Genomic DNA, 12,487 nt, shown 5'->3' with positions numbered 1-12,487 from the left:
TCACCGCTGGCATCGCGGACCCTCGGCGCCAACGCACCTCTCCGTGCGTATCCGCCGGGATGTCGCCACGGCCCGCTCCGCGTGTCGCGGAAGCGGGCCGTGCTGGGAGAGGCGACGGGTACGTCAGGGACGGCCGAGGGCGCGGTAGTGCCAGCCTGCGGCTCGCCAGGTTTCGGCGTCGAGGGCGTTGCGGCCGTCGACGATCTTGCGAGAGGCCACCATGGCGCCCAGCTCCTCGGGATCCATGGTGATGAACTCCTGCCACTCGGTCAGCAGCAGCACCACATGGGCGTCCCTGGCCGCCTCCAGGGCGGAGGTGCCGTAGGAGAGCCGGGGGTGGGCCCGGCGGGCGTTCTCCTGGGCGACGGGGTCGTAGACGGTGACCTGGCCGCCCTGCTCGCTGATCTTGACGGCGACGTCCAGGGCGGGGGAGTCGCGGATGTCGTCGGAGTTGGGTTTGAACGCGGCGCCGAGCACGGCGACGGTGCAGTTGCGAAAGGAGCCTCCGGCCAGCTCGCGGGCCAGGTCGACCATGCGGGCCCGGCGGCGCATGTTGATCGCGTCCACCTCGCGCAGGAAGGTCAGCGCCTGGTCGGCGCCGAGCTCCCCGGCGCGGGCCATGAAGGCGCGGATGTCCTTGGGCAGGCAGCCGCCGCCGAAGCCCAGCCCGGGGTTGAGGAACTTGCCGCCGATGCGGTCGTCGAAGGAGAGCGCCAGGGAGAGTTGCTTGACGTCGGCGTGCGCGGCCTCGCAGACCTCGGCCATCGCGTTGATGAAGGAGATCTTCGTGGCGAGGAAGGCGTTGGCGGCCACCTTGACCAGTTCGGCCGTGGGGTAGTCGGTGATCACCATCGGGGTGCCCATCTCCAGCATGGGGGCGTACACCTCCCGCATGACCTTCTCCGCCCGGTCGGAGGCGACGCCGAGCACGATCCGGTCGGGGTGCAGGGTGTCCTTCACCGCGAAGCCCTCGCGGAGGAACTCGGGGTTCCATGCCAGCTCGGCGCCCGCGCCGATGGGGGCCAGCCGCGCCAGCTTGTCGGCCAGGCGCTGGGCGGTGCCGACCGGGACCGTGGACTTGCCGACGACCAGGCACTCACGCGTCAGGTGGGGGGCCAGCGACTCGATCGCGGCGTCCAGGTAGGAGACGTCCGCCGCGTACTCTCCCGGCTTCTGGGGGGTGCCCAGACACAGGAAGTGCACGTCTCCGAAGGCTGCGGCCTCCTCGTACGAGGTGGTGAAGCGCAGCCGCCCGTTGGCCAGGTTGCGTCGCAGCACCTCTTGCAGGCCTGGTTCGTGGATGGGCAGGTCGCCGGCCTGTAGGCGGCCGATCTTCTCCGCGTCCACGTCGAGGCTGAGGACTTCGAAGCCCAGCTCGGCCATGCAGGCGGACGTCGTCGCACCGAGATATCCGGTTCCCACCATCGTCAGGCGGTAGGCCACTGGTGCTCCTTTCGGTTCTGCCCGATTATTTGCCGCCAGAGTATCGGCATCTGGCACTTCCACTTTGCCACCTGCATAAACGCGAGAGGGCATACCACATGGGGTGGAGCGCTCCAGTGTTTGTTGGACGTCCTACTATTTCCCTATGAGCTACCCTCTCTACGCACTGCCCGAGGAGCACCAGATGCTCCGCGAGACGGTCCGCGCCCTCGCCGACGAGAAGATCGCCCCTCACGCCGCCGAGGTGGACGAGACCGCGGAGTTCCCCGCGGACGCCTACAAGGCGCTCGTCGCGGCGGACCTGCACGCCGTGCACGTTCCCGAGGAGTACGGCGGCGCCGGTGCCGACGCGCTCGCGACGGTCATCGTCATCGAGGAGGTGGCGCGGGCCTGCGCCTCGTCCTCGCTGATCCCCGCCGTCAACAAGCTCGGGACCGTCCCGTTGCTGCTGTCGGCCTCCGAGGAGCTCAAGCAGCACTACCTTCCGCAGGTCGCGCGGGGTGACGGGATGTTCTCGTACGCCCTGTCGGAGGCGGAGGCGGGCAGCGACGCCGCCGCCATGAAGACCCGCGCGGTCGCGGACGGCGACCACTACGTGCTCAACGGCGCCAAGATGTGGATCACCAACGCCGGTGTGTCGGAGTACTACACGGTGATGGCCGTCACCGAGCCGGGCGTCGGAGCCAGGGGCATCTCCGCGTTCGTCGTGGAGAAGGCCGACGAGGGCGTCAGTTTCGGGGCCAAGGAGCGCAAGCTCGGCATCAAGGGCTCTCCGACCCGCCAGGTCATCCTGGAGGACGTGCGGATTCCCGCCTCCCGGATGATCGGCGCCCCCGGCACCGGTTTCAAGACCGCCCTGGCCACCCTGGACCACACCCGCATCACCATCGCCGCCCAGGCGCTCGGCATCGCCCAGGGCGCGCTGGACTACGCGATCGGCTACATCAAGGAGCGCAAGCAGTTCGGCAAGGCCGTCGCCGACTTCCAGGGCGTCCAGTTCATGGTCGCCGACATGGCCATGAAGCTGGAGGCCGCCCGCCAGCTCACCTACGTCGCCGCTGCCAAGTCCGAGCGCGCCATGCACGGTGAGCCGCAGGCCGACCTCACCTTCATCTCCAGCGCGGCCAAGTGCGCCGCCTCCGACGCCGCCATGGAGATCACCACCGACGCCGTCCAGCTCCTCGGCGGGTACGGCTACACCAGCGACTACCCGGTCGAGCGCATGATGCGCGACGCCAAGATCACCCAGATCTACGAGGGCACCAACCAGATCCAGCGCCTGGTGATGGCCCGCCAGCTCCTCAAGTAACCCCTGAAATGCACAAACCCCGCCTCCATCTCTTCAGGGGCGGGGTTCGCTGTCTCCTGGCTTCGATGCTGAACGATCACTGTTCCGTGAGAGACGGCGCGCGGCCGGAACGTGTGCTCGTCGATGAAGAGCACCGGCGCGCCGGGAGTGTCCGGGCGGCACAGCGCTTCCGCACCCGCTGGCGATCAGCATGGCGCTCGTGGTCCCGCTGGCCCTGGTCTTCCTGTTCTGGGGGCTCGTCCTGGGCGCAGAGGACAACCTGCCCGAGGTGCTGCTCGCGATCGTCCCCGCCGTCCTGCTGGGCGTGGTGATCGCGGCGGCCGCGCTCCTGCTGTGGCGGCTGAACGCCTTCATCGCGGTGCTCGGCGGAATCGGCGGCCTGCTGATGTCGGTGGAGACCGTCGGTCACTTCGTGGACCTGATGCCGGGGTCGCCGGGACGTACCTTCAAGGCTCTGATGATCGTGGTCCTTCTGCTCACCAGGTTCACGCTCGGTGCCTGGCTCGCGCTGCTGGGCGGCATGCTCACGCTGCGGGCCGTACAGAGCAGAAGAGCATCAGGTCGCGGTCGCGGCTGAAGACCGTTTTCTGGCCCGTACGGCGTGCTCGGCAGCCTTCTCCTGACGAACGCTCTGAGCTGGACGTTCTCTCCTCGGTACCGCTGGCTGTACCTCCATTGGGGCGTACGCGGGAACGACCGGGAGGGTCCGCTCCTGGTGTGCTGACGGCTGTCCGTCAAGCTCCGCCAAGGAGAAGATGAAATGGCAGTCAACAGCCGGCCGAGTGTCGAGCGATATCCGAGTCAGACCGGGCTTCGGGGTTTCATCCGCCGCCGTCCACTGATCAGTTTCTTCGTCCTGGCCAACCTGATGAGCTGGGTCGCCTGGCTTCCCTACATTCTCTCGGCGACCGGCCTGGGGGTGTTGGACTTCACGTTCCCCTCGCTGCTCGGCGGCACGCAGCTCACCGGCGTTCTCCCCGGCGCCTATCTCGGGCCCATCCTCGCCGCGTTCATCGTGACCGCGGTCGCGGACGGCAGGGAAGGCGTCCGTCGATGGGTCGGGCGGATGACGAAGTGGCGGGTCGGCTGGGTCTGGTACCTGGTGACCCTCGTCGGCGTTCCCGCCGTCATCATCGCCACCGGTCTCGCGATGTCCGAGGGGGACATCCACCTGCCACCTGCCGCCGTGCTGGTGGCCTACCTGCCGGGCCTGCTGCTCCAGATGGTCACCACCGGCCTGGCGGAGGAGCCCGGCTGGCGTGACTTCGCGCTGCCCCGCCTGCAGCGCAGGTTCGGCCCGCTGACCGCCAACCTCGTCCTGGGCCCGCTGTGGGGCCTCTGGCACCTGCCGCTGTTCCTGAGCGAGTGGGGCGGGTGGCCGAACGTCACCTGGACGAGGGTCGGTGAGTTCGTCGCCTTCTGCTGCGTCTTCAGCGTGGTCGTCACCTGGGTGTTCAACCGGACCGGCCAGAGCCTGCCGTTGGTCATGCTGCTGCACGTCGGCGTCAACAACTTCATGTCGCTCGCCTACGCGGACATGTTCCCGTCGCTCGCCACCGCCGAGCAGGCGTCCCAGGTCACCCTGCTCGCGGGCACCACGGCGGCGATCGTGGTGCTCGTCGCGACCCGTGGCCGCCTCGGCTACCGTCCGACGGAGGAACCCGGACCGGAGGTCACCCGTCAGAACTGAACGACATGTCGCAGTGCGTCAGCGCCCCGGCCAGGTCCGGCCGCTCCTGCCGGCTGCCGGTATCGGGGCTGTCGTCGGGTATAGGTAAAGCCATGATCTTCCTGAGGCGGGCAACCCACGTCGCTGTACTCACCCTCGTGCTCATCCCGATCACCTCCGCCCTCACCACCCCGCAGGCGGTGGCCGAACCGCGCAAGCGGTCACAGGCGGAGGCCACGGCCCTCGCCCGGCGCATGCTGGCCCAGCTCAAGGTCGCCAGGCCCCTGTCCATCCGGGGCTACAGCCGCGAGCGGTTCCAGCCCCGATCGACGCACCGCAAGGGCAGGTGCAGCACGCGGGAGATGGTCCTGGCCCGCGACGGGCGGAACGTACACCGCAACGCGGCCTGCCACCCGGTCAAGGGACTCTGGTACAGCCCGTACGACGGCAGGTGGCTGAAGAGCGAGAAGTACGTGGACGTCGACCATGTGGTGCCGCTCGCCTATGCCTGGCGCTCGGGCGCCAAACGATGGAGCCAGGCCAAGCGGCGTGCCTTCGCCAACGACCTGATCCGCCCGGAACTGCTCACCGTCAGCCACTCCGCCAACATCGCCAAAGGCGGCGAAGGCCCGCAGGGCTGGCGCCCGCAACGCCGCGCCCACTGGTGCCGGTACGCGACCTCATGGATCACCGTGAAGCGCCACTACCGGCTCTTCGTGACCCGTAAGGAGAAGGTGGCCCTGCTCAACATGCTCCGCACCTGCCGAAGCTAGCGTTTGCCGGTGATCCTTGGGCGGAACTCCGCCTGGAGCACGTCGTGAAGATGCCAGGGGAGTTCTGCCGGCCGCCGCTGACGTTGATCGGTTAGCGCCCGTCATCCGGCGTCATCATGGTGTGAACGAGATGCCTGACGTCGGCTGATACGCGGTGACAAGCTCCGTGACGCGGGCCGGCCGGTCGCCGAGACTCGCCGTTACGGCAACGTCTACGCCATCGACCGCCGGAGCATCGAAGACCGCCACGCCGCCGGCGACGTCTGGTTGCTCCCCGAGGCCGGTCACGCCATCTTCGGCCAGGCCGAGCCAATCGCCGAGTTCCTCCGGGCCTGAGATAAAAGTTGCCCAACACCGAAGGCATGGAGAAGAAAGCCCTCGGTGCAGGACACTCGGCAGGTCCTCGTACGCTCTGAGGCGACCGGGGGAGATGGCCGGGCGGACGTCCGGTGAGCGTGGCCGGCAACCGGGCATCGGGTTCGCGCCGGGGATTTCGGCGAGTCCGCGCCACTACTTGGTCCAGACGGCCTGAGCGCCACTGTGGCCGGCACGCACCACCTCGATGGTGCCTACGACGCCGCCGATCAGGGCGAGGGCCGCCAGGGCGACCACCGTTACGGAATGCCACCGCGATCGGGGGCCGGTGCGCTCCGTACGCGACCGCGCGCTGTGTCCCATGAGACGGGCCCTCAGGGAGATACCCAGGGTCGCGAGCCAGAGCACGATGACGAACGGCAGCACCTGCTCGCCCTGCTCCGCGTGGGCTTCGACGAGCGCGTTCTCTCCGACCTTTTTCTCAAGCGTCTCGCCGCTGCTGGTCGACAGCGGCACGGCGGCCAGTGCGATGGTGGCGACGAACAGCACCGCCGGCCACAACCGGCGTGCCGCGACCGGCCAGAACGCCATCAGGATCGTGCCGAGCGCCGCGAGCGGCACGCATACCACGACGGCGTGGACGATCAGTGGATGCAGAGGTAGACCGAAGAACATGTTCGCTCCCTGTCTTGCCCGGCCCGAAGCGCGGGTGATCGCGGCTGGGGAGAAAGCGGCGAGGCCGGGAGCGGTGGCGGCGTGTACGGCGTACGGCATCGCCCGGACAGTCCTGTGCCCCCTCTTGGGCGCCGGTCACGGCCCGCTCAGGGCAGTCGGTCCAGCGCCTGCTGGAAGGCGCGGGCGTGCCCGGCCTCGTCTTCGGCGTTGTTCGAGAAGCGCGCGGCCGCCTGGCTGTCGCCCGCCACCTTGGCGCGTTTGGCGAAGGTCGGGTACATGGTCTGGGACTCGTACCGCTCGCCGGCGATGGCCTTGGTCAGGTTGGCGCGGGTCGTCCCGACAAGCCCGGCCATACCGGCCGCGTCGGCGAAGTGCTCGTGCAGTTCCACATCGGCGTTGCCCCGGAACAGCTTCGCCACGGCCGAGTTCTTGGAGTGCTCGGCGTACAGCCGGTACTTGGCGTACGCGAGTGCCTCACCGTGCATGGCCGTGTCCAGGTTGGACTTGGTCTGCTGCGCGTGGACTTTCGGCGGACCTTGCGGGACCTGCACCGGCTTGGCCTTCGGCGGTGCGGGGACGTTTCCCTGGCCGGATTCGACGGCGCGCAGCGCGGTGCCGAACGCCCGCGCGTGCCCCCCTTCGTCACGGGAGATCTCGGAGAAGAGGGTGGCCGTCGTGCTTTCACCGTCGGCCTTGGCCTGCCGCGCGAACCCGGGATACAACTTCTGGGACTCGTACGTCTCACCGGCCATCGCGGCACTCAGGTTCGCGGCGTCGTTGCCCACCAGGCCGCTCAGCGCGGCCTCCTCCTTGAAATGCTCGCCCAGCTCCACATCGGCCGTGCGCTCGAACAGACGGGCCACCGACGGCAGCCCCTCCCGCTGGGCCTGCGCCGCGTAGAGCCGGTAGGCGGCGTTGGCGAACGCCTCACCTCGCATCGCCCGCGCCAGGTCCGCGCGGGTTTGCGGGCTCGGTGCGTCCACCGTGTCGGCGGAGGTGCCCGATGGTACGGCCGAGGCGGCGAGCGCGCCGCTTACGGGAGTGCTCAGTGCGATCGTGAACGCGCCGGTCATGAGCGCGCGTACCGGGAAGGGGATCATGCCTCGACCTCCGCCATCGGAGTGTGCGTGGACGTCTGCAACCTTCATCGGGTATCTAACCTGGTGAAGTGATCGATAACGACCCATCACGGCATGACTGCGTAATGCTTATGCGGTCAACGTAAAGCATGTCCTGTGTCCCTGGATGTCCCCGGATGTCCCCGGATACAGAGGTCGGCCGCGATCCCGTACCGATTCAGGGCCCACGGGGCGGGTCTGGGCGCCGATCCCGGTCTCCAGTCCGGCCCAGGGCGGCTTCCGGATAGCTGAGTGTGCCGGGGGGTGAACTTCTCCTGTGCAGGGCGGGCGGGAGGAGCCGGCCGCCCGCTGTTCCGCCGAAGATCGAATGATGCCCGTTATCCGGCATCATTACGGTGTGATCGAGATGCCTGACACCGGCTGGTACGCGGTTCGATGTGTTTTCCGCTGGGGGGCGCCACACGACACCTACGAGGAACGGGTCACCCTGTGGAGGGCCGGTTCGTTCGACGAGGCCATTGTCATGGCGGAGCGCGAAGCCGCGAGGTACGCCACCGGTACCGCGTTCGAGTATCTGGGACTGGCGCAGGCGTACCGGCTGTCAGACGACGTGATCGAGCCGGGCACGGAGGTCTTCTCCCTCCTCCGGGACAGCGATCTCGAACCGGAGGAGTATCTCAGCACCTTCTTCGACACCGGTGACGAGCGGCAGGAACAGATCTCGTAGGGCCACGCCCGATCGCCGGCGCTTGTTCACCCGCCGAGAGCGGCGGAGCCGCGCGGGTTTTCCGGCGAGCGTGCCCGTCACGACCGGTCGGCGGGGCCGAGCCGTGTGACGGATCCCGGGTCAGCCCGGGGAGGAGCTCGGCTTGGGCGACGGAGGGGTTTTCGAGTGCTCGGCGCACTTGGCGTCCCACTCGGGGATGCGGAGCAGTGCCGGGTTGGCGACGCCGCTCTCGCCGCGTGTCCCGCTCGACGTGCTGGCGAAGGCCAGGCCCTCGACACAGATCCGGGCGACGTTGGGGAAGTTGTCGGCGTTGCGGAAGACCTCGACGTAGTCGACGTCGCCGACACTGTCAGGCGCCGCGTTCTCCTTCCCGCCGCGATCGCCCAGCTGGTCCGAGGAGCAACCGGCCAGCAGGAGGGCGGCGACCACCGCTCCTGTCCAGGCGACAGCCACCGAGCGTGCCATGAGTTACTCCCTGTAACCGGCAAGGTCATTTCAAATATCGGGCGTCGATCTTCCCGACACGGCCAGCATATCCACCGCGGGTCGGCGGTGATCGGGTGACGAATCCCGCATTGCGCCGATCTGGTGAGCGGCACCGAAATCACCTTGAACCGTCCGCCGAACCCGCCGTGCCGCCCCTCGCCCTCGCCGGTGGGCAGGGTTGCCGATGTCCCGCATGAGCACGCCCTGACGGCCCTTGAGGGCGTTGACCCGGGCGACGATCTTGTTCTTCACGCGCTGCCGCCGCGCCGTAGGCGGCGCCCTCGGATGACGAGGCGGTCGCCGTCCTGCCCTGTGACAGCAGGGTGTCGGCCGCCGCCGCGCGGGGCCGGCGAATGCCGGACCGGAGACGACCAGGGCCGCGAGGGCGGCGATGACCAGAGCCAACCGGAATCCGCCCGAACCACGAGCTGGATGCACGATCTCTCCTCGAAAGGGGATGCCCGCCGTCAACGCGACAGAATGGGAGAGCGCTCTCCGTAGCCGAGAGTGCTACCGGAGATCGAGCGGTGTCAAGGCCCGGTCAGGCTCCGCCTGGGACTGGTCGTCGCCACGCTCACCGCGCTGGTCGCGGCCGGGCTGGCGATCATCCCTCCGGCCACCGCGGCGGACGCCCTGCTCTCGCAGGGCCGGCCCGCGACAGCCTCCACCGAGGGAGGCGGGTACGGTGCCGGGGCCTGGCATCCGCCTCCTGACAGGAGAAGGCCCAGATGCGACGTGCCGGCGCGATTCTCACCCTGTTCCTTGTGTCCGGCCCGGTCGCCGGCTGCGGTGCCCACTCCCCGGCGGCCGCGCCGGGCCACCACCATGAATCCCCGGCACCGGTCGTTCCCGCCGCCCCCGCCGCCACGCCGACGGCCGGTTTCAACACCACGGACACCGCGTGGCTCCAGTTGATGATCCCAATGGACGAGCGGACGCTGCCCCTGCTCGACCTCGGTGCCGAACGCGGGCACGACCCGGCGGTACGGCGACTGGCCGCCAGGATCAGGAAGGCTCATCTGGCCGAGCTCGAACGCCTCACGGAGACGCTGGGCCGTACCGGGCTGCCCGCGACGAACGTGCACGAAGGGCATGACATGCCAGGTATGGTCACCGCCGCCGACCTGGCGGTGCTGAGGAAGGCCACCGGTCCGGCCTTGGACCGGCTCTTCGCCGACCGCCTACGCGAGCACCTCGACCAGTCGGCCGCGGTCGCCCGCTCCGAGCAGACCGCCGGTGCCGACGAGGGGACGAGGACTCTGGCCGCCGCCGTCGAGCGGACCCGTGCCGCCCAGAGCGACCTGCTCGACGGCATCCGCTGACCGGATTCCCCGGGCCGTCGTCGGGGCCGTCGTTTTTGGACATTGACAGCGCGCGGACACCATGACGTACCGGAGAGCGCTCTCCAAAAGTGATCTACAGGAGCGATCTCCAACGGTGAAGGAAAACCAGGTGAGCATCGACGAGCCGGAGACGGGCATGGCCCGCCCGGTGCGCTGGCCGGCCGGCTACGCCCTGGCCGACGCGGGGCCCGGCGAGGTCGTCGGCATCACGGTGGACATCCCGGCGCGGGCCTTCCGGCACTGGTCGGCCGAGGAGGGCGCCTTCACGGTGCTCGCCGGACGCTCGGCCGCCGACCCGCCGTTGAGCGTCGAAGTGCTCGCCGGTGAGCAGGCGCCGGCCCTGCGGAAGCCCTTGGGAGAGCGCTCTCTCGCTGTGCTATAAAAGCTTATCGACGTACTCCCACAGCTGAGGCCGGGGGTCTCCACGCTTAAGGAGAGGTGATGGTGTCGGCACCCCCCACGCTGGAGGATGTGGCACGGGCGGCGGGGGTCTCCCGGGCCACGGTCTCGCGCGTGATCAACGGAATTCGCAATGTGGATCTCGCGATCCAGGAGAAGGTCAGGCAGGCGATCGCCCTCACCGGCTACGCGCCCAACCAGGCGGCGCGCTCGCTGGTCACCCGGCGGACGGGGGCGATCGCCCTGATCGTCTCCGGGGCCGGCGGCGACGAGGAGAATCCGTTCCCCGGCCATGTCTTCGCCGACCCGTTCTTCGGGCGGGTGGCCGGAGGGGTCGTCGGTTTCCTGCGTCCGCTGGGCATCCACCCGATCCTGATGTTCGCCGACACCCCGGAGAGCCGCGACCAGGTCATCGCCTACCTGCGCCAGGGCAACGCCGACGGGGCCATCCTGGTCTCCATCAGCGCCGAGGACACGCTGCCCGGACTGCTCGCCGAGGCCGCGCTGCCCACCGTGCTCTTCGCCAGGCCGGCCAGGCCGATCCCGATCAGCTACGTCGACGTCGCGCACCGGGCCGGGGGCAAGCTGGCCGCCGACCACCTCGTCGCCCGGGGCTGCCGCCGGCTGGCGACCATCTCCGGCCCGCTCGGCGTCCCGGCCGGCCAGGACCGCCTGGCGGGCTTCCAGGAGGCGATGGCCGTCCACGGCCACCCCTACATTCCCTGCGTCGAGGGCAACTTCACGCTCGCCAGTGGCGAGGTGGCGATGGAGCGGCTGCTCGCCGAGCACCCCGACATCGACGGTGTCTTCGCGGCCAACGACCTGATGGCCCAGGGGGCCCTGCTGGTGCTGCGCCACCACGGGCGCCGGGTGCCCGACGACGTGGCCATGGTGGGCTTCGACGACAGCAGTGCGGCGCTGGTCTGCCGCCCGCCGCTCACCACGGTCCGCCATCCCGTCGAGGACATGGCCGCCGAGATGGGACGGCTGCTGCTGGCCCATATCGAGCGGCCGGACCACCCGGTGACCTCACGGATCTTCGAACCGACCCTGGTGGTCAGGGAGTCGGCCTGACCTCGGAGGCCGGTAAGGCGGCGAGGGGGGCGTGAGACGGCCGTGGTGGCCGCCTGCGCCGGTGTGGCGGGGCCTGCCTACCGGTCGGCGAGGGGGGTGATCGCCTGGACGGACGGTGCGTGCCGGGGGCGGCCCGGCGGGGGCCCCATCGCCTCCGAGCGGGAGATCACCGTGAAGGAGGCCTCGAGATGGGTGAGCTTCAGCAGCTTGAGGACCACGGGTGGCGCTCCGGCCAGGAGCAGCGGGGTGTGGTGTTCGCGCGCGTACCGCTTGACGCCGATCAGCGAGCTCAGGCCGCAGGCGTCGATGAAGGTGACCCCGGAGAGGTCGATGATGACCGTGCCGTGGCAGGCGTCGATGGCTTCCTGCACGCAGTCGGACAGTTCCGGCCTGGTGGCCAGGTCGAGCTCACCGGCCACCGTGATGACCACGAAGCCGCTCGCGTGTTCGCTCGTGAGTTGAAGTGCGTTCATCGCCCACTTCCCTGCAGGCTCACGTGAATGTACCTATCCGGCCGGGGAGTGTCACTCTGACCTCCGGCCTCAGCTCGTCCTCCCGGTCGCGTATTGCCCGCTGCGAAGAAGGATGGACGATCTGAAGCCACGATACTCCCTAACGGTGCGAACCATCGCTTTCCGTGATCGTGTAGCTTCGAAGCGAAGTGTAGATGCCTACCCGTATATGTGCCAGCTATTCGAGGAAACAGTTTGCGGGTGGCGCGTGTCGGCCCTCGGCCGGAGGGCTCGAAAAGGGGTGGGAAGGTGGGGCGAGAGTTGGCGAAGAGGGGGGTGGATCGGCTGGGAAAGCTGCTCTGAACTGGGGTGACTCAGTTCGGCGAGTGGCTCGGGGCCAGCGCGTCCAGCGCCTCGCGCAGGCTGCCGCGTACCTCGAAGTGCCGGTCGAGATTGGTGATCGTCAGCAGGTGGGTGATCATGCCGGGGCCCGTCACCAGGATGAGGCGGCAGCGGGCCTCCCTGAGCCGGGTGAGGGTGCCCACCAGGACGCCCAGCCCCACCGAGTCGCAGAACGGCACCTTGGTCAGGTCGACCACCAGACCCGGGACGCCGGCACCGTCCAGGACGCGGTCGATCTCCGCGCGCAGCCGGGGAGCGACGGCCAGGTCAAGCTCGCCTGTCGCCCGTACGACCGCGCAGGGACCGCTGCGCCACGTCTGAACGTCGAATGTTGAGATCAC

Annotated in this window: 15 protein-coding genes; 8 read left to right on the top strand and 7 right to left on the bottom strand. The window is 69.2% G+C overall.

The features are described 5' to 3' along the window. Nucleotides 1-123 precede the first annotated feature (123 nt). Nucleotides 124-1,443, bottom strand: a complete 1,320-nt coding sequence (locus tag IG98_RS0107555) for a UDP-glucose dehydrogenase family protein (RefSeq protein WP_030907540.1) — start codon at nt 1,441-1,443, stop codon at nt 124-126. A gap of 145 nt (nt 1,444-1,588) precedes the next feature. Here IG98_RS0107555 and IG98_RS0107550 point away from each other — a divergent pair, with 145 nt between their 5' ends. From IG98_RS0107550 to IG98_RS0107535, 4 genes are all read left to right on the top strand, one after another. Continuing rightward, the gene (locus IG98_RS0107550; protein WP_030907534.1) at nt 1,589-2,752 is read left to right on the top strand and encodes an acyl-CoA dehydrogenase family protein; all 1,164 of its coding nucleotides are present in this window, start codon (nt 1,589-1,591) and stop codon (nt 2,750-2,752) included. A 190-nt stretch (nt 2,753-2,942) separates the two neighbouring features. Beyond that, a complete protein-coding gene (locus IG98_RS0107545; RefSeq protein ID WP_030907532.1) occupies nt 2,943-3,329 on the top strand; it encodes a hypothetical protein in 387 nt (128 codons plus the stop codon). 183 nt (nt 3,330-3,512) lie between these two features. After that, nucleotides 3,513-4,442 carry a type II CAAX endopeptidase family protein gene (locus IG98_RS0107540; protein WP_037969502.1) on the top strand — a complete coding sequence of 310 codons (930 nt, stop codon included), beginning with the start codon at nt 3,513-3,515 and terminating at the stop codon, nt 4,440-4,442. Between the two features lie 92 nt (nt 4,443-4,534). Next, nucleotides 4,535-5,194, top strand: coding sequence for an HNH endonuclease family protein (locus IG98_RS0107535; RefSeq protein ID WP_030907528.1), 660 nt, complete (start codon nt 4,535-4,537; stop codon nt 5,192-5,194). Between the two features lie 510 nt (nt 5,195-5,704). Here the strand turns inward: IG98_RS0107535 and IG98_RS0107525 are convergent. Further along, nucleotides 5,705-6,184 (bottom strand): DUF2231 domain-containing protein, encoded by a 480-nt coding sequence (locus tag IG98_RS0107525; protein WP_030907526.1) that lies wholly within the window; start codon nt 6,182-6,184, stop codon nt 5,705-5,707. Nucleotides 6,185-6,330: 146 nt separating this feature from the next. Beyond that, nucleotides 6,331-7,284, bottom strand: a complete 954-nt coding sequence (locus tag IG98_RS0107520) for a rubrerythrin family protein (protein ID WP_030907524.1) — start codon at nt 7,282-7,284, stop codon at nt 6,331-6,333. A 376-nt stretch (nt 7,285-7,660) separates the two neighbouring features. Between IG98_RS0107520 and IG98_RS0107515 the strand changes: the two genes are divergently transcribed. Next, complete coding sequence (locus IG98_RS0107515) at nt 7,661-7,990, top strand: hypothetical protein (RefSeq protein WP_211263890.1); 330 nt, start codon at nt 7,661-7,663, stop codon at nt 7,988-7,990. Nucleotides 7,991-8,110: 120 nt separating this feature from the next. Here the strand turns inward: IG98_RS0107515 and IG98_RS0107510 are convergent, their stop codons facing one another. Both IG98_RS0107510 and IG98_RS50180 read right to left on the bottom strand, forming a co-directional pair. Beyond that, entirely contained in the window at nt 8,111-8,455 is a 345-nt protein-coding gene (locus IG98_RS0107510; protein WP_051751726.1) for a hypothetical protein, read from the bottom strand. Between the two features lie 30 nt (nt 8,456-8,485). Further along, nucleotides 8,486-8,728, bottom strand: coding sequence for a hypothetical protein (locus IG98_RS50180; RefSeq protein ID WP_157594195.1), 243 nt, complete (start codon nt 8,726-8,728; stop codon nt 8,486-8,488). Nucleotides 8,729-9,204: 476 nt separating this feature from the next. Here IG98_RS50180 and IG98_RS0107505 point away from each other — a divergent pair, with 476 nt between their 5' ends. From IG98_RS0107505 to IG98_RS0107495, 3 genes are all read left to right on the top strand, one after another. Then, nucleotides 9,205-9,798, top strand: coding sequence for a DUF305 domain-containing protein (locus IG98_RS0107505; RefSeq protein WP_030907517.1), 594 nt, complete (start codon nt 9,205-9,207; stop codon nt 9,796-9,798). A 130-nt stretch (nt 9,799-9,928) separates the two neighbouring features. Continuing rightward, complete coding sequence (locus IG98_RS0107500) at nt 9,929-10,201, top strand: hypothetical protein (RefSeq protein WP_157594194.1); 273 nt, start codon at nt 9,929-9,931, stop codon at nt 10,199-10,201. A gap of 59 nt (nt 10,202-10,260) precedes the next feature. Then, a complete protein-coding gene (locus tag IG98_RS0107495) occupies nt 10,261-11,292 on the top strand; it encodes a LacI family DNA-binding transcriptional regulator (RefSeq protein WP_030907510.1) in 1,032 nt (343 codons plus the stop codon). Nucleotides 11,293-11,369: 77 nt separating this feature from the next. Here IG98_RS0107495 and IG98_RS0107490 read toward each other — a convergent pair whose 3' ends face one another. Both IG98_RS0107490 and IG98_RS44600 read right to left on the bottom strand, forming a co-directional pair. Further along, nucleotides 11,370-11,765: an STAS domain-containing protein gene (locus IG98_RS0107490; RefSeq protein WP_051751723.1), complete on the bottom strand. Its 396-nt coding sequence runs from the start codon at nt 11,763-11,765 to the stop codon at nt 11,370-11,372. Nucleotides 11,766-12,118: 353 nt separating this feature from the next. Continuing rightward, entirely contained in the window at nt 12,119-12,487 is a 369-nt protein-coding gene (locus IG98_RS44600) for an STAS domain-containing protein (protein ID WP_051751794.1), read from the bottom strand.

The organism is Streptosporangium amethystogenes (assembly GCF_000721075.1).
Lineage (GTDB): Bacteria > Actinomycetota > Actinomycetes > Streptosporangiales > Streptosporangiaceae > Streptosporangium > Streptosporangium amethystogenes.
The sequence above is the reverse complement of the archived record's forward strand: the minus strand, read 5'-3'. Positions and strand labels throughout refer to the sequence as shown.